The 24,473-nt window shown below is 52.0% G+C and carries 23 protein-coding genes; 14 read left to right on the plus strand and 9 right to left on the minus strand.

The window, feature by feature from the left end:
• Positions 1–139: 139 nt before the first annotated feature.
• Together narX and narL are read left to right on the plus strand one after the other, a co-directional pair.
• Positions 140–1,936, plus strand: a complete 1,797-nt coding sequence (gene narX, locus J1G48_RS12470) for a nitrate/nitrite two-component system sensor histidine kinase NarX (protein ID WP_000476244.1) — start codon at positions 140–142, stop codon at positions 1,934–1,936.
• Complete coding sequence (narL, locus tag J1G48_RS12475) at positions 1,929–2,579, plus strand: two-component system response regulator NarL (protein ID WP_001064598.1); 651 nt, start codon at positions 1,929–1,931, stop codon at positions 2,577–2,579. Before narX ends, narL begins: the two co-directional genes overlap by 8 nt.
• Here the strand turns inward: narL and J1G48_RS12480 are convergent, their stop codons facing one another.
• Complete coding sequence (locus J1G48_RS12480) at positions 2,580–4,004, minus strand: YchO/YchP family invasin (protein ID WP_001116349.1); 1,425 nt, start codon at positions 4,002–4,004, stop codon at positions 2,580–2,582.
• Between the two features lie 176 nt (positions 4,005–4,180).
• Here J1G48_RS12480 and J1G48_RS12485 point away from each other — a divergent pair, with 176 nt between their 5' ends.
• Positions 4,181–4,534, plus strand: a complete 354-nt coding sequence (locus J1G48_RS12485) for a DsrE/DsrF/TusD sulfur relay family protein (protein ID WP_001179794.1) — start codon at positions 4,181–4,183, stop codon at positions 4,532–4,534.
• A gap of 79 nt (positions 4,535–4,613) precedes the next feature.
• Here J1G48_RS12485 and chaB read toward each other — a convergent pair whose 3' ends face one another.
• Positions 4,614–4,844: a putative cation transport regulator ChaB gene (gene chaB / locus J1G48_RS12490; RefSeq protein ID WP_001674919.1), complete on the minus strand. Its 231-nt coding sequence runs from the start codon at positions 4,842–4,844 to the stop codon at positions 4,614–4,616.
• A 266-nt stretch (positions 4,845–5,110) separates the two neighbouring features.
• Between chaB and chaA the strand changes: the two genes are divergently transcribed.
• Complete coding sequence (gene chaA, locus J1G48_RS12495; RefSeq protein ID WP_000148422.1) at positions 5,111–6,211, plus strand: sodium-potassium/proton antiporter ChaA; 1,101 nt, start codon at positions 5,111–5,113, stop codon at positions 6,209–6,211.
• A 53-nt stretch (positions 6,212–6,264) separates the two neighbouring features.
• On the opposite strand, the gene kdsA is transcribed toward chaA, so the two are convergent.
• Genes kdsA through hemA form a run of 6 tightly spaced genes read right to left on the minus strand, consistent with a single transcriptional unit; the run spans position 6,265 to position 11,568 of the window.
• The gene (gene kdsA / locus J1G48_RS12500; RefSeq protein ID WP_000811046.1) at positions 6,265–7,119 is read right to left on the minus strand and encodes a 3-deoxy-8-phosphooctulonate synthase; all 855 of its coding nucleotides are present in this window, start codon (positions 7,117–7,119) and stop codon (positions 6,265–6,267) included.
• A 37-nt stretch (positions 7,120–7,156) separates the two neighbouring features.
• Positions 7,157–7,966: an invasion regulator SirB1 gene (gene sirB1 / locus J1G48_RS12505; protein ID WP_001257065.1), complete on the minus strand. Its 810-nt coding sequence runs from the start codon at positions 7,964–7,966 to the stop codon at positions 7,157–7,159.
• A 3-nt stretch (positions 7,967–7,969) separates the two neighbouring features.
• Positions 7,970–8,359: an invasion regulator SirB2 gene (gene sirB2, locus J1G48_RS12510; RefSeq protein WP_000150669.1), complete on the minus strand. Its 390-nt coding sequence runs from the start codon at positions 8,357–8,359 to the stop codon at positions 7,970–7,972.
• A complete protein-coding gene (prmC, locus tag J1G48_RS12515) occupies positions 8,356–9,189 on the minus strand; it encodes a peptide chain release factor N(5)-glutamine methyltransferase (protein ID WP_000347310.1) in 834 nt (277 codons plus the stop codon). The genes sirB2 and prmC overlap by 4 nt, the downstream gene beginning before the upstream one ends.
• The gene (gene prfA / locus J1G48_RS12520; RefSeq protein WP_000804703.1) at positions 9,189–10,271 is read right to left on the minus strand and encodes a peptide chain release factor 1; all 1,083 of its coding nucleotides are present in this window, start codon (positions 10,269–10,271) and stop codon (positions 9,189–9,191) included. Before prfA ends, prmC begins: the two co-directional genes overlap by 1 nt.
• 40 nt (positions 10,272–10,311) lie before the next feature.
• A complete protein-coding gene (hemA, locus tag J1G48_RS12525) occupies positions 10,312–11,568 on the minus strand; it encodes a glutamyl-tRNA reductase (protein WP_000173208.1) in 1,257 nt (418 codons plus the stop codon).
• A gap of 313 nt (positions 11,569–11,881) precedes the next feature.
• On the opposite strand from hemA, the gene lolB reads away from it, so the two are divergent.
• From lolB to dauA, 4 genes are all read left to right on the plus strand, one after another.
• Complete coding sequence (gene lolB, locus J1G48_RS12530) at positions 11,882–12,505, plus strand: lipoprotein insertase outer membrane protein LolB (protein WP_000174484.1); 624 nt, start codon at positions 11,882–11,884, stop codon at positions 12,503–12,505.
• Complete coding sequence (ispE, locus tag J1G48_RS12535; protein ID WP_000988260.1) at positions 12,502–13,353, plus strand: 4-(cytidine 5'-diphospho)-2-C-methyl-D-erythritol kinase; 852 nt, start codon at positions 12,502–12,504, stop codon at positions 13,351–13,353. The genes lolB and ispE overlap by 4 nt, the downstream gene beginning before the upstream one ends.
• A 265-nt stretch (positions 13,354–13,618) precedes the next feature.
• A complete protein-coding gene (gene prs / locus J1G48_RS12540; protein WP_001518537.1) occupies positions 13,619–14,566 on the plus strand; it encodes a ribose-phosphate diphosphokinase in 948 nt (315 codons plus the stop codon).
• Positions 14,567–14,690: 124 nt separating this feature from the next.
• Positions 14,691–16,376 carry a C4-dicarboxylic acid transporter DauA gene (dauA, locus tag J1G48_RS12545; protein ID WP_001037182.1) on the plus strand — a complete coding sequence of 562 codons (1,686 nt, stop codon included), beginning with the start codon at positions 14,691–14,693 and terminating at the stop codon, positions 16,374–16,376.
• Between the two features lie 44 nt (positions 16,377–16,420).
• Here dauA and ychH read toward each other — a convergent pair whose 3' ends face one another.
• Positions 16,421–16,699 (minus strand): stress-induced protein YchH, encoded by a 279-nt coding sequence (gene ychH, locus J1G48_RS12550; RefSeq protein ID WP_000823878.1) that lies wholly within the window; start codon positions 16,697–16,699, stop codon positions 16,421–16,423.
• A 275-nt stretch (positions 16,700–16,974) separates the two neighbouring features.
• Between ychH and pth the strand changes: the two genes are divergently transcribed.
• From pth to hyaB, 6 genes are all read left to right on the plus strand, one after another.
• The gene (pth, locus tag J1G48_RS12555; RefSeq protein ID WP_000985595.1) at positions 16,975–17,559 is read left to right on the plus strand and encodes an aminoacyl-tRNA hydrolase; all 585 of its coding nucleotides are present in this window, start codon (positions 16,975–16,977) and stop codon (positions 17,557–17,559) included.
• A 116-nt stretch (positions 17,560–17,675) separates the two neighbouring features.
• On the plus strand, positions 17,676–18,767 hold the full coding sequence (gene ychF / locus J1G48_RS12560; RefSeq protein ID WP_000505850.1) for a redox-regulated ATPase YchF: 1,092 nt from the start codon (positions 17,676–17,678) through the stop codon (positions 18,765–18,767).
• 758 nt (positions 18,768–19,525) lie between these two features.
• A complete protein-coding gene (locus J1G48_RS12565; protein WP_000376824.1) occupies positions 19,526–20,146 on the plus strand; it encodes a hypothetical protein in 621 nt (206 codons plus the stop codon).
• A 38-nt stretch (positions 20,147–20,184) separates the two neighbouring features.
• Positions 20,185–20,637 carry a hypothetical protein gene (locus tag J1G48_RS12570; protein WP_000487333.1) on the plus strand — a complete coding sequence of 151 codons (453 nt, stop codon included), beginning with the start codon at positions 20,185–20,187 and terminating at the stop codon, positions 20,635–20,637.
• Between the two features lie 914 nt (positions 20,638–21,551).
• Positions 21,552–22,670: a hydrogenase 1 small subunit gene (hyaA, locus tag J1G48_RS12575; RefSeq protein ID WP_001058307.1), complete on the plus strand. Its 1,119-nt coding sequence runs from the start codon at positions 21,552–21,554 to the stop codon at positions 22,668–22,670.
• Positions 22,667–24,460, plus strand: coding sequence for a Ni/Fe-hydrogenase large subunit (hyaB, locus tag J1G48_RS12580; RefSeq protein WP_000070982.1), 1,794 nt, complete (start codon positions 22,667–22,669; stop codon positions 24,458–24,460). The genes hyaA and hyaB overlap by 4 nt, the downstream gene beginning before the upstream one ends.
• The last annotated feature ends 13 nt before the right edge of the window (positions 24,461–24,473 follow it).

Raw genomic sequence — 24,473 nt, forward strand, 5'->3', positions numbered from 1 at the left:
TACGGCGGCAATTAAGGAGTAACTCGTTATAGGTATGGGTATACTCCGCTGTATCGTTGAGAATAGCGGCACAGCCGATTGACGCCCCTCTTTTTTGCTACGTTTTTTCGGCGACATTACCCCGAAGAAAGAAGGTAACATGTTTAAACGGTGTTTCTCTCCTCTTACGCTGGTTAACCAACTGGCGCTGATTGTCATGCTCTCTACCGCTATCGGCGTGGCGGGGATGGCGGTTTCCGGCTGGCTGGTTCAGGGCGTGCAGGGTAGCGCTCATGCGATTAATAAAGCGGGCTCATTGCGTATGCAAAGCTATCGACTACTGGCCGCTGTCCCGCTGGATGCTAAAGATCAAAAGCTGCTGGATGAGATGGAGCAAACGGCATTCAGCCCGGAACTGACCCGCGCCGCTGAGCGAGACGGGCAGCAAAAGCAGCTTAAAGCGTTGCAGGATTACTGGCATAACGAACTCTCGCCAGGGCTACAGCACGCGCAAAACGCGCACGCGGTCGCAGAAGATGTCACGCGCTTTGTGGCGGGCCTGGATCGCCTGGTGACGTCGTTCGACCATACTACTGAATTGCGTATCGAACGCGTGGTATTAGTTCACCGGGTAATGGCGATCTTTATGGCGCTATTGCTGGTATTTACGATTATCTGGCTACGTGTTCGCCTTTTGCAGCCCTGGAAACAGTTGTTATCAATGGCGCGCGCCGTCAGTCAGCGCGACTTTACCCAACGTGCCAATATCAGTGGACGCAATGAGATGGCCGCGTTGGGTTCTGCGCTCAATAATATGTCTGAAGAACTGGCCGAAAGTTATGCGGTACTGGAACAGCGCGTACAGGAAAAAACAGCCGGTCTGGAACATAAAAACCAGATTCTCTCGTTTTTGTGGCAAGCCAACCGCCGACTGCATTCACAGGCTCCGCTATGTGAGCGTCTTTCTCCGGTACTGAATGGCCTGCAAAATTTAACCCAGTTGCATGATATTGAGCTGCGAGTCTATGACCTGGAAGATGAAGATAATCACCAGGAATTTACCTGTCAGTCGGACATCAGTTGCGATGATAAAGGCTGCCACCTTTGCCCACGTAGCGCCCTGCCGATGATTAACGGCGGCACCACCTTAAAATGGCGGCTCACCGACTCTCACACCCAATACGGTATTTTGCTGGCGACGCTGCCCTATGGACGCCATCTCAGCCACGATCAGCAACAGTTGGTGGACACGCTGGTTGAACAGCTTACCGCGACTCTGGCGCTCGACAGGCATCAGGAGCGCCAGCAGCAGTTGATTGTCATGGAAGAGCGTGCCACCATTGCCCGCGAACTGCATGATTCTATTGCCCAGTCGCTCTCTTGTATGAAGATGCAGGTGAGCTGCCTGCAAATGCAGGGCGACGTGTTACCGGAAAGCAGCCGTGAGTTACTCAGCCAAATTCGCAATGAGCTGAACTGCTCCTGGGCGCAACTGCGCGAACTGTTAACCACTTTCCGCTTACAGTTGACGGAACCCGGGCTACGTCCGGCGCTGGAAGCAAGCTGCCAGGAGTTCAGCGCCCGGTTTGGCTTTACGGTAAAACTGGATTATCAGCTTCCCCCCCGCCTGGTGCCTTCACACCAGGCGATACACCTGTTGCAAATTGCCAGGGAAGCCCTCAGCAACGCCCTTAAACACTCTCATGCCGACGATGTGGTGGTGACAGTGACGCAATGTGGCAAACAGGTCAAACTAAAAGTACAGGATAATGGCTGCGGCGTCCCGGAAAACGCCGAACGCAGTAATCACTACGGCATGATTATCATGCGCGATCGGGCGCAAAGTTTGCGCGGCGATTGCCAGGTACGCCGACGCGAGACTGGCGGAACAGAGGTCACTGTTACTTTTATTCCAGAAACAAACTTCACAGAAACCCAGGGAGATACCCATGAATAATCAGGAACCGGCAACCATCCTGTTAATCGACGACCATCCGATGCTACGCACGGGTGTAAAGCAGCTTGTGAGTATGGCGCCCGATATCAGCGTGGTCGGAGAAGCCAGCAACGGTGAGCAGGGTATTGACCTGGCGGAATCGCTCGATCCCGATCTGATCCTCCTTGATTTGAATATGCCGGGAATGAATGGCCTCGAAACGCTGGATAAATTACGCGAAAAAGCGCTGTCAGGACGTATTGTCGTTTTCAGCGTATCCAACCATGAAGAAGATGTCGTCACGGCGCTAAAGCGCGGCGCGGACGGTTACCTGTTGAAAGACATGGAGCCGGAGGACTTGCTCAAAGCGTTACAACAGGCCGCCGCCGGCGAAATGGTATTAAGTGAAGCGTTAACGCCGGTACTGGCGGCCAGCCTGCGGGCCAACCGCGCCACCACCGATCGCGATGTAACGCAACTCACCCCGCGTGAGCGCGATATTCTGAAGCTCATCGCGCAGGGATTGCCGAATAAGATGATTGCCCGGCGTCTGGATATCACCGAAAGTACGGTCAAAGTGCACGTGAAACATATGCTCAAGAAAATGAAGCTGAAATCGCGCGTGGAGGCCGCCGTCTGGGTACATCAGGAACGCATCTTTTAATTATTGCTCCTGGAACGGTTGCCAATGCGGATTATCGTCCGGCATCGTGATAAACGGTTCAGTCAGCGCGAGCGTGATCTCATTGGAAGAGACACGCTGATCTTTTTCATCCTCAACCACCACCGATAAACGCCAGCGATTTGCCGCGCCTTCGCGGTGATCCCAGGCCGGCATAATGATTGTCCAGCCCTCGGTACTGCGGGTGTCCGTTCCTGCCGTCAAACTTAATGCCTGTGTATCGCCCTGCCAGCTCAAATGACGAATACCGTGCACGCTGCGCACCTGCAATTTTAACGCAACCGTCTCACCAGGCGTAAGATCCCAGGGCGGCGTCGCCAGAAAAACCGTTAACGTTTTACGCTGCCGATACTCCATTGTCGGCAGCGAGTTACGTTGCGGCGTATCATAGCGGCTACCGCGTAATGACTGGCTTTGCGCCACTTCACTGGCGGCAAGCTGCTTTTTGAGCGGCACGCCGAAGCGGTAGTTAAGCGTCAGCCCCAGGTTATTTTGACTGACCCCGCTCTCGCCCTGTTTGTGCTGGGCGGTCATGGTAAGCAAAGGTACTGGCGTATAGTTGAGACCCAGTTTTAACGCGACAGGATTGTGATACCCCGTTCCGGAGTCAAACAGATCCACGCTATCGCCAAAGTACTGCTCCAGACTAACGCTGGTATTGATATGCTGGTAAAACGGCAGCCGCATTTGCGCGTTGATATCATACCCGCGCGCCATTCGCTGTTCTAAGGTCGCCGTATGCGTCTGCCAGTCGGCAAAAGGCTGATAATAGTTGGCGGATAAACGCAAATATTCTCCCCACGCCTCCGCGCCAAAGCCGGCGCGCTGCAGATTTTCATCCAGCAGATTATCGTAAAAGGTATTATAGCCAAGAAGCCAGCCATCCTGCGCCCAGCGCTGTCCTATGCCAACGTTGCTTACCAGTCCATCAGTCTGTTGCGTAAGACCAAGCTGGCTCCAGGTCAGATAGCGCTGTTTATCCTGTAAAGGGATAAACCAGCTTCCGTGACTGCCGTTAAAATGACCTTCGTTATCGACGTTAATATCCACGCTGGCGCTGCCCCAGGCTGATAGCCAGCTTTCAAGCTGCTGGTTAACCTGCTCGCTGACCACATCGCGTACCTGTCCGAAAGCGAATTGCCGCGCCTGTTCACCAGTATCCAGATCGTTATTTTTCATGCTGGCTTCGCCAAACGCTTTGGCCATCTCGGCAAAATGCTTTTCCCCTTCGTGGGATTCCGGCATCATGCCTAAATCCGGCAGACGGTTTTGCGTGAAAGGGTCTTGCGCCTGCGCACGGATCGTACCGCTGGCAGCCAGCAAGAGAAGCGAGAGTGAGAATGAACGAAAAACAATACGGCTCAACGTGTCGGCAACTTCTACAACAAAAGATAAGAGGAATGGCATCAGAGTAAACCATAACGTGTCCGGACAGGTTTTGCAGCCTTTTCTCGTGCTTCCAGGAATATCCTTATTTTTTCCGCAGAGCGTCCCGGGATTTTATCCACGCATTTGGCGGTACCCGGTTCCCGAGGTAACATAACGCCATTGCCGACAAAATTTCTCAAGGAGAAGGGTTATCCATGCAAAATATCGTCATTATCGCTAACGGCGCCGCCTACGGCAGCGAATCATTATTTAATAGCCTGCGTCTGGCCATTGCGCTGCGCGAGCAGGAAAGCCATCTCGATTTACGCCTGTTTTTGATGTCAGATGCCGTAACCGCAGGGTTACGCGGTCAAAAACCAGCCGAAGGCTACAATATTCAGCAAATGCTGGAAATTCTGACCGCGCAAAACGTACCGGTAAAATTATGCAAAACCTGTGCGGACGGACGTGGTATCACTCCCCTGCCGCTGATTGACGGTGTGGAAATCGGAACGCTGGTCGAGCTGGCGCAATGGACGCTGGCGGCGGACAAAGTGCTGACATTTTGAATCTGTACGCGGGAAAAGCTCCCGCGTCAGGATAGACTTCCGGCAAGAAAATCAGGCTAACACGTGAGTAATACCGCGTTTATTTTTTCTTATGCCATTTATCATTCTCGCCTTTTTCATAATCGTTTTTAACCGCCGCCCAGGCGACTTTGTGTGCGGTTTCCTCGCGGCTGGCGTCATCACGACGATCGGCTTTATCTTTATATTGCTCCCAGGCGCTATTAAAGGCTTCTTTGTAAATGTCCTGGGCATGGGTTGGAAGAACATTCCGCACATTATCGGGTAAATCACTTTTGGCTTTATACGGCATCAGCGCCTCCGTCTTCAGGGAAAACATTAAGTGTGGTAAACAATGCGTTATTACGCCAGTCGAGGAGGATTTTTGCTTTTTACGGAAATTAACTTTTTGTTATTTAAACACTGTTAAAACAAGATCGTTGTTTTACTGACCTTGAAAGAAAAAAATCGTCTACGCCGTAAAACTACGTAAAAAACCACTAAAAAAATACAAATTTCTGCTATTTTTACCTTCTTTACTCTTTCCAAAATATTAACACCTGCACAAGGGAGACCCTCATGACACATGCCTGTGAGGCGGTGAAAACCCGCCATAAGGAGACTTCGCTTATTTTCCCGGTTCTTGCGCTGGTAGTGCTGTTCCTTTGGGGAAGCAGCCAGTCACTACCAGTGGTTATTGGCATCAATATCCTTGCACTTATTGGTATTTTAAGCAGCGCATTTAGCGTGGTCCGTCATGCCGATGTATTAGCGCACCGACTCGGCGAACCCTATGGATCGCTTATTTTAAGCTTGTCCGTCGTTATTCTTGAGGTGAGTTTAATTTCCGCGCTGATGGCTACCGGCGATGCTGCGCCAACGCTTATGCGCGATACGCTCTACTCTATTATTATGATTGTCACCGGGGGACTGGTCGGTTTCTCGTTGTTGTTGGGCGGGCGTAAATTCGCAACGCAATATATGAATTTATTTGGGATTAAGCAGTATCTTATTGCGCTATTTCCGCTGGCGATTATTGTGCTGGTTTTTCCCATGGCATTGCCGCAAGCCAATTTCTCTACCAGTCAGGCATTATTGGTCGCGTTAATTTCCGCCGCGATGTACGGCGTATTTTTGTTGATTCAAACCAAAACGCACCAGAGCTTATTTATCTATGAACATGAAGATGAAGGCGATGATGACAATCCACACCACGGTAAACCCTCCGCGCACAGTAGCGGCTGGCATACGGTCTGGTTACTCATTCATTTAATTGCGGTCATTGCCGTTACCAAAATGAATGCCAGCCCGCTGGAGGCGTTGCTGACCAGCATGAACGCCCCGGTCGCCTTTACCGGTTTCCTGGTCGCGCTGTTAATTCTCTCGCCGGAAGGACTGGGCGCGCTGAAGGCGGTACTGAATAATCAGGTTCAGCGGGCAATGAATCTGTTCTTCGGATCGGTGTTGGCGACGATTTCATTAACCGTGCCGGTCGTCACGCTCATCGCCTGGGCGACAGGTAATGATCTGGTGTTTGGTTTAGGCGCGCCGGAAATGGTAGTGATGGTGGCCTCGTTAGTGCTGTGCCATATTTCGTTCTCTACCGGACGCACCAACGTGCTAAACGGCGCGGCGCATCTGGCTTTATTTGCCGCCTATCTGATGACGATTTTTGCCTGATATAAAAAAGCCGGATAGTATCTTATCCGGCCTACACAAGCTAAAAACCGCAATCAGTTCTCGGTATCCAGCTCGTCGAAGCTTTTCACCAAATCATCAATCGCTTTTATCTGGGTCAGGAACTGCTCCAGTTTCGCCAGCGGCAGCGCGGAAGGACCGTCGCACTTCGCGTTAGCCGGGTCCGGATGCGACTCCAGGAACAGGCCCGCCAGACCGACAGCCATACCGGCGCGCGCCAGCTCGGTCACCTGACCACGACGACCGCCCGAGGCAGCGCCAAATGGGTCGCGGCATTGCAGCGCATGGGTAACGTCGAAAATCACCGGCGAGTTGCCGGAGACCTTTTTCATCACGCTAAAGCCCAGCATATCCACCACCAGGTTGTCATAACCGAAGTTCGCGCCGCGGTCGCACAGAATCACCTTATCGTTACCGCCCTCATGGAACTTATCCACGATATTGCCCATCTGACCCGGGCTTACGAACTGCGGCTTTTTCACGTTAATCACAGCGCCGGTTTTCGCCATCGCTTCCACCAGGTCGGTCTGGCGCGCCAGAAACGCCGGGAGCTGAATCACGTCAACCACATCAGCCACAGGCTGCGCCTGGCTGGCTTCATGGACGTCAGTGATCACTTTTACGCCAAATGTCTGTTTGAGTTCCTGGAAGATTTTCATCCCTTCTTCCAGGCCCGGCCCACGGTAAGAGTGAATAGAGGAACGGTTGGCTTTATCAAAAGAGGCCTTGAACACGTAAGGAATACCCAGCTTCTGGGTAACGGTTACGTAGTGCTCACAAATGCGCATTGCCAGATCGCGTGACTCCAGCACGTTCATACCGCCAAACAGCACAAACGGCAGGTCATTTGCCACCTTAATGTCACCAATGTTAACCACTTTTTGTTTCATAGGATCGCCTTACACTTATAGGTAAAATGTCGGTTAATTAATGTAGAACAATTTGCTTGTGCGCAATGGTGTTGATCTGCGCACGAATCATTTCGCTGATCGGGTCTTCCGGACACTGTTCAACGAAGTAGCTTAAATCAGTCAGCGCAACGTGTTCACACTCAAGCTGCGCGTAGATCAACCCGCGGTCACGGATTTCGTAAGGATCTTCCGGGTTAAATTGCAACAATGCTTCGCTAACGCGTAGCGCCAGCTCCATTTGCCGTTCCTCCATCAGCGAGGATTTCAGCGTATCCAGTAGCTTACGAATCACTTCGGCGTTATCCGCCTCGTCCAAATCTTCGTTAAACAACTCGGCGACCGGACTAATATTGCCTTTTAACCAGACTTCGAGGGTATGTTCATCAAGCGTTTCACCGTTGAACGGGTTAATCAGCCACATTTCCCCTTCCAGCGATTCAATACGCAAAATCAACTGCGTTGGGAAGATAACGGGCACCAACGGCAAATCAAGACGGTTTGCTATCCATAATAAAATAGCGCCCAACGATACCGCGCTACCCTGGCGTTTTTTCAGGACTTTATCGAGCCATAAAGCATCAGAAAGACGGTAGACGCCGCGGGAGTCCGTGAACCCCCACTCGCCGTAAAAAAGTGCCAGCAATTTTTCCAGTTGCTCATCCTGAGACAGGAGCTGGCTAATTTCTTCCTGCGCCAGACTGACCAGACGTTCCAGTTCGTCGTAGACAAACTGCGTGGGAAAATCCAGGCGAATCATCTCTGATGCCAGGATCATGCCATCACACAGCGGCGCATTGTTAAATTCGAAATCAGCTAACGACCTCATGACTTACCCCAGTAACGGTATTTTTGTGGTGGCGAGTTTAATGATGATGTACAGCACCACCAGCGCCAGCGGGAAAGCGATAAAACGCGCCTGCTGGCTGCGCGCCTGACGATAATCAAGCGCAATAAAACCCAAAACGATGTAGATGATAACGCCAAACAGTTTTCCAGTCAGCCATGAGCCCGACTCCGTGAATGGCAGGATGTGCGTTTTAACGATTAACCCAATACCGCTAAGCAGTAACAGGGTATCTATGACGGGAGGCACGATTCGTGTCCAGCGCGCGGCGGCCAACGCATGGCCGCAATAGCGCCACCAGTAACGAGCGACAAACAAACTGACGGAGAGCGCAACACAGATAAGATGAAGCGTGAGCAACATTGCAATTGTCATGGCGTAAAACGTCCGCAGGTCACGCGTTCATTACCGCCATAATCACGACACGTTTCTACATCCGAGTAACCAGACCGCCTGAAAACCGCTCTTACCGCTTCGCCCTGCTGCCAACCGTGTTCCAGCAGCAGGAAGCCGCCGGGCGTTAACATCTGGCGGGCGTTATCGATAATATGCGTAAGATCCGCCATACCGTTTTCGTCCGCCACCAACGCCGAGCGCGGTTCAAAGCGTACATCGCCTTCGCTAAGGTGCGGGTCCTGCGCGTCAATGTAGGGCGGATTGCTGACAATCATGTCGAACTGCTGCCCCGATAGCGCGCTGAACCAACAACTTTGCAGTATACGCACATTCCGGATAGCCAAATGTTCCGCGTTGCGTATCGCCAGCGCAACCGCATCAGGCATACGATCGACCGCAGTCACCTCGCAATCCGGTCGCTCGCAGGCCAGCGCCAGCGCAATCGCGCCGGTTCCGGTGCCTAAATCCAGAATACGACAGGTTTTTACCGGCAATCGCGCCAACGCCTGTTCAACCAGACATTCGGTATCCGGGCGCGGGATTAGCGTGGCGGGAGAAACGAAGAGCGGCAGCGACCAGAATTCGCGTAAGCCCGTCAGGTACGCAATAGGTTCGCCCTGTTTACGCCGCTGCAGCAGGTCCGCGAGCTGTTGTTGCTGGACGTCGGTAAGCGGCGTTTCGCCAAAGGCCATGATATACGTCCGCCCCTTGCCCGTAACGTACTCTAGCAGGATCTCGGCGTCGCGCCGGGGGCTGTCGCTGTCCCGGAGCTGGTTTACCGCCTCATGCAGCCAGTGCTGAAAATCCATTATTCCTGCTCGGATAAGGCGGCTAACAGGTCAGCCTGGTGTTCCTGAACAATCGGCTCAATCAGCATATCCAGCTTACCTTCCATCGTTTCATCAAGGCGATATAACGTCAGATTAATACGATGATCGGTCACGCGCCCCTGCGGGAAATTATAGGTCCGGTTACGATCGCTGCGATCGCCGCTGCCAAGCAGGTTGCGGCGCGTTGACGCCTCGGCCTGCTGGCGTTTTGCCGTTTCGGCGGCGTGAATGCGCGCCCCGAGCACCGAGAGCGCTTTCGCTTTGTTTTTATGCTGCGAACGCTCGTCCTGGCATTCCACCACGATGCCGGTCGGCAAGTGGGTAATACGGATAGCGGAGTCGGTGGTGTTAACGTGCTGACCGCCCGCGCCGGAAGAACGAAACGTATCAATGCGCAGATCCGCCGGGTTAATATCCGGCAGCTCGGCTTCCGGCAGCTCCGGCATCACGGCGACGGTACAGGCGGAGGTATGGATACGCCCCTGCGACTCGGTCGCCGGAACACGCTGTACGCGGTGTCCGCCGGACTCAAACTTCAGTCGGCCATACACCCCGTCGCCGCTGATTTTGGCGATGATCTCTTTATAACCGCCATGCTCGCCTTCGCTCATGCTCATGATCTCCACGCGCCAGCGGCGCGCTTCGGCATAACGGCTGTACATGCGGAACAGATCGCCGGCAAACAGCGCGGCTTCGTCGCCGCCGGTACCGGCGCGAACCTCAAGGAACGCGTTTCGTTCATCGTCCGGATCTTTCGGCAGCAGCAGTACCTGTAACTGTTGCTCCAGTTGTTCGCTTTTTTCTTTCGCTTCGCGCAGTTCTTCCTGCGCCATTTCTCGCATTTCAGGATCGTCGAGCATCATCTGAGCCGTCTCGATATCGTCCTGAACCTGTTGCCAGTCCGTAAAACAGCGAGAAACGTCGCTTAATTGCGCATATTCGCGCGACAATGCGCGAAAGCGGTCCTGGTCGGCAATAATTCCCGCATCGCCCAGCAACGCCTGAACTTCCTCATGGCGTTCGTGCAGGGCTTCCAGTTTGGCAACGATAGAAGGCTTCATAGGCGTAAATTCACCCTGTAAAAAAGTGTGGTGTGTGCTGCTACTCCAGCCCGAGGCTGTCGCGCAGAATATTCAGGCGTTCGTCATCCCCGTCACGGGCAGCCTGTTGAAGTGATTTCGTTGGCGCATGAATCAGGCGGTTGGTCAGTTTCCATGCCAGATCCTGCAAGATGGCTTGCGCATCACCGCCCTGTTGAAGGGCCGACAGCGCTTTGGTAGTCAGTTCGTCACGAATCTGCTCCGACTGACTACGGTATTCCCGAATGGTCTCGCTGGCCCCTTGGGCGCGTAGCCAGGCCATAAACTCGCTGGCTTCCTGCTCAACAATCGTTTCCGCTTCCACCGCCGCAGCCTGACGCTGCGCCAGATTATGCGAAATGATGCTCTGTAAATCATCGACGCTATAAAGATAAGCGTTCGCCAGTTTGCCGACTTCCGGCTCAACGTCGCGCGGTACGGCGATATCCACCAGCAGCATCGGCTGGTTGCGACGGCTTTTTAATGCGCGCTCCACCATGCCTTTACCGATAATCGGCAGCGGGCTGGCGGTCGAACTGATGATAATATCGGCATCCTGCAAGCGGGCGTCGATATCGCTGAGCGAGATAACCTCAGCGCCTACCTCATCCGCCAGGGCTTGCGCGCGCTCGCGGGTTCGGTTGGCGATAATCATCTTTTGTACTTTATGCTCGCGCAGGTGACGCGCCACCAGTTCAATGGTTTCGCCCGCGCCAACTAACAGTACGGTGACCGTCGACAGCGATTCAAAGATTTGGCGGGCGAGCGTACAGGCGGCAAACGCGACGGAGACGGCGCTGGCGCCGATATCGGTTTCAGTCCGCACTCGCTTGGCGACGGAAAAAGACTTCTGAAACATTCGCTCCAGCGCGCTGGCGTTAAGGTGGCCTTTTTGCGAATCCGCAAACGCTTTTTTCACCTGACCGAGGATTTGCGGTTCGCCCAGCACCAGTGAATCCAGACCGCTGGCGACGCGCATCAGGTGGCTGACGGCGTCATTGTCCTGATGCCAGTACAGACTGTTGCGCAGATCGTCCTCGTTCAGGTTATGGTAATCGCATAACCAGCGGATCAGCGCTTCTTGCAGGTTATCCTGCTCTTCCACGCTCAGATACAGCTCTGTACGGTTACAGGTTGACAGCACGACCCCGCCCTGCACCATTGGCTGCGCAAGCAGGCTGTCCAGCGCCTGATCAAGCGTGTCCGGCGAAAACGTTACGCGTTCTCGCAGCGATACAGGTGCCGTTTTATGGTTAATACCGAGCGCTAAAAGGGTCATGTCTGCGGGAGTAGTACCAGCGTTGATATGGTTAGTCTGCTTGCATCATACAGGATGCGCGTGGTCAATAAAAGAGAGAGCCCCCTTTTGGAGTAATTGGCAGCGCTCGCTAATTTGATGATTTAAGACAACTTGAAAGTAGACGATGTCACCAGGCGGCGCTAGCATTAAAGGCTATAACTGTAACCGATAGCAAAAATTTGCCGAATCGCGGCGCGAACGTTTTTACAGCCTGCAGGTTCAGTTTTCAGGCCTGATAAGCGTAACGCCATCAGGCAATTATTGCACCGTATCACAAGGATTCGTCATCACTATGACCCTGCCCGATTTTCGCCTGATTCGTCTACTGCCGTTAGCAAGCCTGGTTCTCACCGCCTGTACGCTTCCTGGGCATAAAGGCCCGGGCAAGAGCCCGGATTCCCCTCAGTGGCGCCAGCATCAGCAAGAGGTGCGTCATCTGAATCAATACCAGACGCGCGGCGCCTTTGCTTACATCTCAGATGATCAGAAAGTCTATGCGCGCTTCTTCTGGCAACAGACCGGACAGGATCGCTACCGCCTGCTGCTTACCAACCCGCTGGGCAGCACCGAGCTGGAGCTTAACGCCCAGCCGGGCAACGTCCAGTTGGTGGATAACAAAGGCCAGCGTTATACCGCCGATGACGCCGAAGAGATGATCGGCAAACTCACCGGGATGCCGATTCCGTTAAACAGCCTGCGGCAGTGGATCCTCGGTCTGCCTGGCGATGCCACTGACTACAAACTGGACGACCAGTACCGCCTGAGCGAAGTGAACTATCGCCAGGATGGTAAAAACTGGAAAGTGGTTTACGGTGGCTATGACAGCAAAACGCAGCCTGCCATGCCTGCCAATATGGAGCTTTCCGACGGCAGTCAGCGCATTAAGCTGAAAATGGATAACTGGATTGTGAAATGATGACCCATTGGCCTTCTCCGGCAAAATTAAATCTGTTTTTATATATCACCGGACAGCGTGCAGACGGCTACCACACGCTGCAGACGCTGTTTCAGTTTCTGGATTATGGCGACACACTCCACATCGAACCGCGTCGCGATGGCGAAATCCATTTATTAACGCCGGTAACCGGCGTTGAAAATGAAGACAACCTGATCGTCCGCGCCGCGCGGCTGTTGATGAAAGTCGCCTCGGAGAGTGGACGCCTGCCCGCCGGAAGCGGCGCGGATATCAGCATTGAGAAGCGCCTTCCCATGGGCGGCGGTCTGGGCGGCGGCTCGTCTAACGCCGCGACCGTTCTGGTGGCGCTCAATCATCTTTGGCAATGCGGGCTTTCCATTGATGAACTGGCGACGCTCGGCCTGACGCTCGGCGCCGACGTCCCGGTCTTTGTTCGTGGCCACGCCGCGTTTGCCGAAGGCGTAGGCGAAATATTAACGCCGGTGAATCCGCCGGAAAAATGGTATCTGGTCGCGCACCCTGGCGTAAGCATTCCGACGCCGGTTATCTTTAAAGATCCTCAATTGCCGCGTAATACGCCAAAAAGGTCAATAGATACGTTACTAAAATGTGAATTCAGCAATGATTGCGAGGTTATCGCAAGAAAACGTTTTCGCGAGGTTGATGCGGCGCTTTCCTGGCTGTTAGAATACGCGCCGTCGCGCCTGACTGGGACAGGGGCCTGTGTCTTTGCTGAATTCGATACAGAGTCTTGTGCTCGCCAGGTGCTTGAGCAAGCCCCGGAATGGCTCAATGCTTTTGTGGCGAAGGGTGTCAACCTTTCCCCATTGCATCGAGAGTTACTCTAACGCATTCGGGTTTCAGGAAGATGGCGAAATGACGAGTCGCCGGTCATATATGCCGTATTTGACCGGTGTGAGGCATTGATACCAGCGCACATGAAACGTGAATGAAGACGAGTAAGCCGGGCAAGCTGAGCTTCGGTGACAACGTCACCTTGTTCCAGACGTTGCATCGCGCTCTTTAATACACCGCCTGGATAGGATTTTGCCTGGCCCGCACAGTTTTCGGCAGATTCTTTCCACCAATGGACGCATGCCTGAGGTTCTTCTCGTGCCTGATATGAAGCTTTTTGCTGGTAACGCCACCCCGGAACTAGCACAACGTATTGCCAACCGCCTGTACACTTCTCTCGGCGACGCCGCCGTAGGTCGCTTTAGCGACGGCGAAGTCAGCGTACAAATCAACGAAAATGTACGCGGTGGTGATATTTTCATCATCCAGTCCACTTGTGCCCCAACCAACGACAACCTGATGGAATTGGTCGTTATGGTTGATGCCCTGCGTCGTGCTTCCGCAGGTCGTATCACCGCCGTTATCCCCTACTTTGGCTATGCACGTCAGGACCGTCGCGTACGTTCCGCCCGTGTGCCGATTACCGCAAAAGTTGTCGCTGACTTCCTGTCCAGCGTCGGCGTTGACCGCGTTCTCACCGTAGATCTGCATGCTGAACAGATCCAGGGCTTCTTTGACGTTCCGGTTGATAACGTGTTCGGTAGCCCAATCCTGCTCGAAGATATGCTGCAACTGAATCTGGATAACCCGATCGTGGTTTCCCCGGATATTGGCGGCGTGGTTCGTGCCCGCGCTATCGCTAAGCTGCTGAACGATACCGATATGGCTATCATTGATAAACGTCGTCCGCGCGCGAACGTTTCTCAGGTGATGCACATCATCGGCGACGTCGCTGGCCGTGACTGCGTGCTGGTTGATGATATGATCGATACCGGCGGTACTCTGTGCAAAGCAGCAGAAGCATTGAAAGAACGTGGCGCTAAACGCGTGTTTGCCTACGCGACGCACCCGATCTTCTCAGGCAATGCGGCAAACAACCTGCGCAACTCCGTCATTGATGAAGTCGTTGTCTGCGACACCATTCCGCTGACCGACGAAATCAAAGCGCTGCCGAACGTGCGTACCTTGACCCTGTCAGGTATGCTGGCCGAAGCGATTCGCCGTATCAGCAACGAAGAATCGATTTCCGCCATGTTCGAGCATTGATCGAACCCGGATCTGAAACCCGCTGCGGCGGGTTTTTTTGTCTGTAACACCCTTTTGTATGACTTATGCCTCCTTCACCTGCCATTTAGTTGACAGATGATGCGCTCATGGATGAAACATTATTGTGAACAAATTATTTTCCTCACATGTGATGCCTTTCCGCGCTCTCATCGATGCTTGCTGGAAAGAAAAATATACCGCCTCCCGGTTCACCCGCGATGTGATAGCCGGGATCACCGTCGGGATTATTGCTATCCCGCTGGCGATGGCGCTGGCAATTGGCAGTGGCGTTGCGCCGCAGTATGGCCTCTATACCTCCGCTGTCGCCGGGATCGTGATCGCGCTAACCGGCGGCTCGCGCTTTAGCGTTTCCGGCCCTACCGCCGCGTTTGTGGTGATTTTGTATCCGGTATCGCAACAGTTTGGTCTGGCGGGCCTACTGGTCGCCACGCTGATGTCGGGCTTCTTCCTGATCCTTTTCGGCCTGGCGAGACTGGGGCGATTGATTGAATATATCCCGGTGTCGGTCACGTTGGGTTTTACCTCAGGGATTGGTATTACCATCGGTACCATGCAGATTAAAGATTTTCTTGGTCTGCAGATGGCCCATGTGCCAGAGCACTATTTGCAGAAAGTCGGCGCGCTGTTTATGGCGTTGCCCACCGTCAATATTGGCGATGCCGCCATTGGCGTGGTAACGCTGGGAACGTTGATTTTCTGGCCGCGTCTCGGTATTCGTCTGCCAGGACATCTTCCCGCGCTGCTGGCCGGTTGCGCCGTAATGGGGATTGTTAATCTGCTGGGCGGCAATGTGGCGACTATCGGCTCACAGTTCCATTACGTTCTGGCTGACGGCACTCAGGGCAACGGCATCCCGCAGCTCCTGCCGCAACTGATGCTGCCGTGGAGTCTTCCTGGCTCCGATTTCACGCTAAGCTGGGATTCACTGCGCGCGCTGCTGCCAGCGGCCTTCTCGATGGCAATGCTGGGGGCAATCGAATCATTGCTCTGCGCCGTCGTGCTGGACGGCATGACCGGCACCAAACATAAAGCTAACAGCGAACTTATCGGCCAGGGGCTGGGGAATATGGTCGCGCCGTTCTTTGGCGGCATCACCGCCACCGCCGCGATTGCCCGCTCTGCCGCCAACGTCCGCGCTGGCGCGACCTCTCCCATCTCGGCGGTAATTCACGCTATCCTGGTCATTCTGGCTCTACTGGTCTTGGCCCCGCTACTCTCCTGGCTGCCGCTTTCCGCGATGGCGGCGCTACTGCTGATGGTGGCATGGAATATGAGTGAAGCCCATAAAGTGGTGGATCTGTTACGCCATGCGCCGAAAGACGACATTATCGTTATGCTGCTGTGCATGTCATTAACGGTTCTGTTTGATATGGTCATCGCCATCAGCGTGGGGATTGTCCTTGCTTCCCTGCTGTTTATGCGCCGTATTGCGCGAATGACTCGACTTGCGCCGGTCAATGTTGATGTACCTGAAGATGTGCTGGTGCTGCGTGTTATCGGTCCGCTCTTTTTCGCCGCGGCGGAAGGGCTGTTTACCGACCTTGAGTCACGTATTAAGGGCAAACGTATCGTCGTTCTGAAATGGGACGCAGTACCAGTGCTGGATGCAGGCGGGCTTGATGCTTTTCAGCGTTTTGTGAAGCGTCTGCCGGAGGGTTGCGAATTGCGTATCAGTAATCTGGAGTTCCAACCGCTGCGCACAATGGCGCGTGCCGGTATCAAACCTATTCCTGGGCGTCTGACCTTCTTCCCAAACAGGACGGAGGCGTTAGCGGATTTACTAAGTTAATGGACAATGCCCGGTGGCGATAACGCTTACCGGGCCTGAACCGGTTAGCTATGACGACGATTGTCGTTACGGCGGCAACGTTTGTCATAGTGACGTACCCACCAATATTTGTCGCTCACCTGCTCATGCCCCCCTACACGAGCCCCTGCCAGCCAAAGAACCGCCCCGACAAAAATACTCAGTATTGCGCCATGCGCAAAAAATTGCGGCAAATTAAACTGCGGCAGTTGGTTTAAAATAGAGTAACCCACGCCGACAACCATCACGACCAGCCCCAACCCCATCAGCACGTTACCGAATAACGAAGCGTTTTTGCGTTTCATATGTCACCTCCGGAACTTTTGGGTTGTTTTTAGGAAATCCCCCTAAACTTTATGTGTAAAGTATAGACAACACTTTCGTTTGTAAGTGCGGGTGCGATCACAAATGTAAAGTTTCATTTAACAAAACTTTACAAATAACACTCTGAACAGTTTACATTTTTAATAATCAATGCTGGCAATTATTTAATTTACTTCAGAGTGCCGCTGTGTTTTGTCAAGCGGGCAGACAGACAGTAAACTACGCGCCAGTTATGGATCTACTCAGGACAAAAAACGTGGCAATTAAATTGATTGTTGGTCTGGCGAATCCCGGCGCGGAATATGCCGCGACGCGACACAATGCAGGCGCATGGTACGTCGATTTACTGGCGGAGCGCCTGCGCGCGCCGTTGCGTGAAGAGCCTAAATTCTTTGGCTATACCTCACGCATCACGCTGGAAGGGGAAGATGTTCGCCTGCTGGTACCCACCACGTTCATGAACCTCAGTGGTAAAGCAGTTGGCGCAATGGCCAGTTTTTACCGTATTCAGCCGGACGAAATTCTGGTCGCTCACGACGAGCTGGATCTCCCGCCGGGCGTCGCGAAATTTAAACTTGGCGGCGGCCACGGCGGCCACAATGGTCTGAAAGACATCATCAGCAAGCTGGGCAATAATCCCAACTTTCACCGCTTACGCGTTGGAATTGGTCATCCAGGCGATAAAAATAAAGTTGTTGGTTTCGTGCTGGGTAAACCCCCTGTTTCTGAACAAAAATTAATTGATGAGGCCATTGACGAAGCGGCACGCTGTACGGAATTGTGGTTCAAAGAGGGTCTGGCCAAAGCAACAAGCCGTTTGCATACCTTTAAGGCGCAATAACCAGTGATGTGCGGCATTTTTGCCGCACGCCGTGTATAATAGGCGAAGTTATTTCCATTTCTGCAATCTGTTTTCTATAACAGGTTGATTATTAAGATATTAAGGTGAGTTAAATCATGGGATTCAAATGCGGTATCGTCGGTCTGCCCAACGTCGGGAAATCCACCCTGTTCAACGCGCTGACAAAAGCCGGTATTGAAGCGGCAAACTTTCCGTTCTGCACTATCGAACCGAATACCGGTGTCGTGCCGATGCCCGATCCGCGTCTGGACCAGTTGGCTGAGATTGTTAAACCGCAACGCATTCTACCAACCACGATGGAGTTCGTGGATATCGCCGGTCTGGTAAAAGGCGCGTCCAAAGGCGAAGGGTTGGGTAACCAGTTCCTGACCAATATCCGTGAAACTGAAGCTATCGGTCACGTGGTTCGCTGCTTTGAGAACGACAATATCATCCATGTGGCGGGTAAAGTAAACCCGGCAGAAGATATTGATGTTATCAATACCGAACTGGCGCTGGCTGACCTCGATACCTGCGAGCGCGCTATCCATCGCGTACAGAAGAAAGCCAAAGGCGGCGATAAAGACGCCAAAGCGGAACTGGCCGCGCTGGAAAAATGCCTGCCGCACCTGGCCGAAGCGGGGATGCTGCGTTCGCTGGACCTGACGGACGAAGATAAAGCGGCTATCCGTTATTTAAGCTTCCTGACGCTGAAGCCGACAATGTATATCGCTAACGTCAATGAAGACGGTTTTGAAAATAACCCGTATCTGGACCAGGTTCGCGAAATCGCCGCGAAAGAAGGTTCGGTCGTGGTTCCGGTGTGTGCCGCCGTCGAAGCTGATATTGCTGAGCTGGATGATGACGAGCGCGACGAATTTATGGCTGAACTGGGTCTGGAAGAGCCGGGGCTGAACCGCGTTATTCGCGCAGGTTATCGCCTGCTGAACCTCCAGACCTACTTTACCGCCGGAGTGAAAGAAGTTCGCGCATGGACCATTCCGGTTGGCGCAACCGCGCCGCAGGCAGCAGGTAAAATCCATACCGACTTCGAAAAAGGCTTTATCCGCGCCCAAACTATCGCCTTTGACGACTTTATTACCTATAAAGGTGAACAAGGCGCGAAAGAAGCCGGTAAGATGCGAGCGGAAGGCAAAGATTACATCGTTAAAGATGGCGATATAATGAACTTCCTGTTCAACGTCTAAATAACATTTGTTGTCTTATGAGGTTTCATTGAACCTCATGACAGCGGTAAAACTCTATAAAATCCACGCAATGGCGTGGATTTTTCATTTCATAATGTCTCAACTCATCTCGTAACAATGCTGTCAAAAATGAGTACAACATTCTTCCATCTTCATTTTAAGTAAGTACAAGAACGGTATAATAAATAAACAAGGCCCCGTTATGCTCACCGATACGCAATGCCGCACTGCCAGGGCTATAGTGTGAATGTTGTTTCGTCTAAGGTTTTGACTCTATACCAGCGAAAAGCTTTTTAGAAAGGTATAGATACCGTATAGCCTGTTTGGGTTAACTCATATCACAGTATCGTACATAGCCTCAGATCTTGTTCAGGTGTTCCCCCCTACACTCACCACCGGGGCTCTTAGGGCAACGGCATGAACTACAAAATTATAATCATTTTGCAATTCTGAAACTAATTATAATTTGCGATTGCACTGCCATTAATTTAATACGCATAATGAATGAATAAAAAATCATTAAAATCGTAGACTGTAATACTCCAGAATCGCGTGAAGGAATTCATATTAAAATATTGAGATGTTTTTTTAACAAAGAATCAACCCTGTTTGCTCTGTGACTATAGAGAAATACCGAAAGTTTTATTTTAGATCAAATCCAACCGGCTGGACGCACCATCATCAATTTTAGATTGACATTCATTAATAATAGTAGAATAGTGACCATAGAAATTTCGGTAAATATACAGGATGATGCCGTGGATAGTTTTATTTATAATTTAATCATTTTCTTATTTATTGCCTTTTTGATAACGTTTTTTATATTCACACAAAGGATAAAAGCTAAAGCAATAGATAAAATTGACAATAGTTTGACGCTTTACAGCATTATCTTTAACAAGGGCGTTCAGGACCATGTCACATCTCCTCAGAATATCATATCACATTTAAAAATCGATCGTTTTTACCCGTTGGTCACTTACCTCCCTGCAATCCCACTCTTTTTTCTTGTTTTATATTGCCAGGAAGGCTTGTCATTAGCAATATTAACAATTTCCATCATAGCATTACTTTCATTTGCTGCATTGAGTCTTACAATGTCACTTGATATATATGAAAATGCTATTGTTCATAATACTTTGCTAAGGAAAAGAGTCTTTTTATTTAGCCAACTTGACTCTATTGATGAAAAAATAGACTATGACGGTGTTCCAAACACAAAAGAAGAAGCACTAATGTATCCAAGATATTATGCCATAGTAAAAAATGGGCGAGTCATCTTTTGCATACCGAAAACACTTAGCAATTACTCCAGTTTCAAAAAAAATTTCAATGAATCGTCTATTTTTATAAAAGAAATAATAGACAACGAATATTAACCAGATAATTAACCCAGTATTTATCAGGAAGGTATAAAATGTTTCAGAATTCAGGCGAAGTGATTATGTACTTCGGTTGTTTTTTATTTTCCTTACCATTTATTCTTGTTTTAATTAGAAAAGTGTTTTTTGTTGGGCTACAATATAATTTTCTTCATAGCCACAAAGCAGGTGTCGCTTTTGGATTGCTACTTATATATGGACTTATCATCGCATACATAGGGCAGTCGTATAAAGACAGGATCTGCAATGATGTGATGCTTTCTTATTATGAACAAGGTATAAATTATTCTGAGCTAACGCCATCGCAGAGGATAAATATATTATATGCGAGTATTCATATGCCTATAGATTTCAAAAAAGGTAACGACGTCTCTAAGTACTTACCTGCGTTAGAAAAATACACATACCAATCAAAAATATATAAACATAAATCAATAGAAAAGGCCAAAGAAGAGACAAATCAATTTATGAAAACATTCACGCAATAATTATACATACTGCATACCAAGCCACAAGTGCGGTAAACACATCGACCTTTGGTGTACATTAACACTAAGAGCCTATCCCACCAGGCGTTATTGGCGCAGCCTGTTTGGACACGGACAGCGCGCAAAAACCGGAGCGTACACGTTGTACGTGAGGTTTGACTCGCTACGCTCGCCCTTCGGGCCGCCGCAAGCGGCGTTCAAAACGCTAACGCGTTTTGGCGAGCACTGCCCAGGACCAAAATGGCAAGTAAAATAGCCCTAATGGGATAGGCTCTAAGCGTCAATCCCTCTTACACAGTTATAGCAGCGCACCAGGTACAATGCATTGATGCTTAAAGACTGGTGTAGAAATTCATAATTGGAAACATCGAAGATTCAGAGTTTTCGTCAGAGATCGGGCCAGGCGGTGAGCGAGGAGAATTTATATGGTCGGTGGACTACATTATCGTCAGAGCACACCACGAAGAACGTAAAACTGACAACAGGCCAGGTTTATTCACTTTACGCCCGTCAAGATCCGGGGGATGCGTGACTGCATCGTGATCACGCAACATACCCGCAAACTCTTAAGCCTGGCTCTGATATTAGGCCAGGGTCACTCGCTAAAAACCTCATCCCGGAACAAGCTCAACCGTCCTTCCCCGCCGCGGCCCTTTCGCCGAAAAACCGATAATGGGTATAAATATACCGCTATAAGCTATACCCACACACTTCACATTGTTTCTTATCGTTAATCCGATACGCTTTTTTTACATTATTTCTGGCGATATACGCCGGTGCAAAGTGAATCGGGCTCGTTTCCGCGCTCGCGCGTAACCCAATGATTTACCTTGCTGGCGGAACGTCAACGGACCCGCAAAAGCGCCTTATGCCCCTGGCGGAGCGTGGTGCAAAAAGGAGAAAAAATACGCGTTATGAATAACGAGGAGACCTTTTATCAAGCCATGCGTCGTAAGGGAGTGACCCGACGCAGCTTTCTCAAATTCTGTAGCCTTGCTGCCACATCGCTGGGGCTGGGCGCCGGAATGACGCCAAAGATCGCCTGGGCGCTGGAGAATAAACCGCGGATTCCGGTGGTCTGGATTCATGGACTGGAATGCACCTGCTGTACCGAATCCTTTATCCGTTCCTCGCACCCGCTAGCCAAAGATGTGATCCTCTCGCTGATTTCCCTCGATTATGACGACACCCTGATGGCCGCCGCCGGCGCACAGGCCGAAGAAGTCTTTGACGATATTACCACTCGCTACGCCGGGAAATACATTCTGGCGGTGGAAGGCAATCCGCCGTTAGGAGAGCAAGGAATGTTCTGTATCAGCGGCGGCCGCCCGTTTATTGAAAAACTGAAGAAAGCCGCCGCGGGCGCCAGCGCTATTATCGCCTGGGGAAACTGCGCCTCCTGGGGTTGCGTCCAGGCCGCCCGCCCCAATCCGACCCAGGCAACGCCTATCGATAAAGTGATCACCGACAAGCCGATCGTGAAAGTCCCTGGATGTCCGCCAATCCCGGATGTCATGAGCGCCATTATCACCTATATGGTGACGTTTGATCGTCTGCCGGAACTCGATCGCATGGGCCGTCCACTGATGTTCTACGGTCAGCGTATCCACGATAAATGCTACCGCCGCGCCCATTTTGACGCCGGTGAATTTGTCGAGAGCTGGGATGACGCCGCCGCCCGCAAGGGATACTGTCTGTACAAGATGGGCTGTAAAGGGCCAACCACCTATAACGCCTGCTCCTCCACACGCTGGAATGACGGCGTCTCCTTTCCTATCCAGTCCGGTCACGGATGTCTGGGATGTTCAGAAAATGGTTTCTGGGATCGCGGCTCGTTTTATAGCCGCGTGGTGGATATTCCCCAGATGGGTACCCATTCAACCGCCGATACGGTGGGGCTGACCGCGCTGGGCGTGGTCGCGGCGGGCGTTGGCGGTCACGCTGTCGCCAGCGCGCTCAACCAACGTAAACGCCACAAACAACAGTTAGCGCAAGCCGAACAACAGCCGGACAATGAGGATAAACAGGCATGAGTAACCAGTATCAAACCCAGGGTTATACCGTTAACGACGCCGGCCGTCGTCTGATCGTGGACCCGATTACCCGCATCGAAGGGCATATGCGCTGCGAAGTGAACATTGATGAGCAAAACGTCATTACCAATGCCGTTTCCTGCGGCACAATGTTCCGCGGGCTGGAGATCATTCTGCAAGGCCGTGACCCGCGTGACGCCTGGGCGTTTGTTGAACGTATTTGTGGTGTATGTACCGGGGTACATGCTCTGGCATCGGTGTACGCTATCGAAGATGCGATTGGTATCCAGGTGCCGGATAACGCCAATATTATACGTAACATCATGCTGGCTACGTTGTGGTGTCACGATCATCTGGTCCATTTTTATCAGTTAGCCGGTATGGACTGGATTGATGTTCTGAATGCGCTGAAAGCCGATCCGCGCGCCACCTCGCAGTTGGCGCAAAGCCTTTCCGCCTGGCCGATGTCATCGCCGGGCTACTTCTTTGACGTACAAAATCGATTAAAGAAATTTGTCGATGGCGGCCAGCTTGGGATATTCCGTAACGGCTATTGGGGACATCCACAGTACAAACTGTCGCCAGAGGCTAATCTGATGGGCTTTGCCCACTATCTTGAAGCCCTCGACTTCCAGCGCGAGATCGTCAAAATCCATACCATATTTGGCGGTAAGAACCCCCATCCTAACTGGATCGTCGGCGGAATGCCGTGCGCGATCAATCTCGATCAAAGCGGCGCGGTCGGGGCTATCAATATGGAGCGCCTCAACCTGGTGCAGTCGATCATCACCCGCACCGCCGACTTCATTAACAACGTGATGGTTCCGGACGCGCTGGCTATCGGCCAGTTCAATAAAGCATGGAGTCAAATTGGCACCGGTCTGTCGGATAAATGCGTGCTGAGCTACGGCGCATTTCCGGACATTGCCAACGACTTCAGCCAGCAAAGCCTGTTAATGCCGGGCGGCGCGGTGGTCAATGGCGATTTTAAAAATGTCATGCCGGTAGATTTGGCCGATCCGCAGCAGATACAGGAGTTTGTGGATCACGCCTGGTACCGCTATCCGGACGATCGGCTGGGGCGTCATCCTTTTGACGGCATTACCGATCCCTGGTACAACCCGGGTGATGTCAAAGGCAGCGATACGCATATCCAGCAGCTCAACGAGCAGGAACGTTACTCCTGGATTAAAGCGCCGCGCTGGCGGGGTCATGCCATGGAAGTCGGCCCGCTTGCCCGAACGCTTATCGCGTACCACAAAGGGGATGCCGCCACCATAGAGTCGGTAGATCGCATGATGTCTGCCCTTAAACTGCCGCTCTCCGGTATCCAGTCTACGCTTGGCCGTATTTTATGCCGCGCGCACGAAGCGCAATGGGCCGTCGGTAAGCTGCAGTATTTTTTCGACAGGCTTATGACCAACCTGAAAAACGGCGACCTGGCCACCGCCAATACCGAGAAATGGGAACCGGCCAGTTGGCCGCAGCACTGCCGCGGCATCGGTTTTACCGAAGCGCCTCGTGGAGCGTTGGGACACTGGGCGTCAATACGCGATCAGAAGATTGAACTCTATCAGTGCGTGGTCCCCACCACCTGGAACGCCAGCCCGCGCGATCCTAAAAAACAGATCGGCGCCTATGAAGCGGCATTGATGGGAACGCAAATGGCGATTCCCGACCAACCGTTAGAAATCCTGAGGACGCTGCACAGCTTCGACCCCTGCCTCGCCTGTTCAACCCACGTGCTCGGCGACGACGGCAGCGAACTGATTGCCGTCCAGGTACGCTAAGCGTTAAGGAAAA

The sequence above is a fragment of the Salmonella sp. SAL-020 genome, from assembly GCF_017372215.1.
GTDB lineage: Bacteria > Pseudomonadota > Gammaproteobacteria > Enterobacterales > Enterobacteriaceae > Salmonella > Salmonella enterica.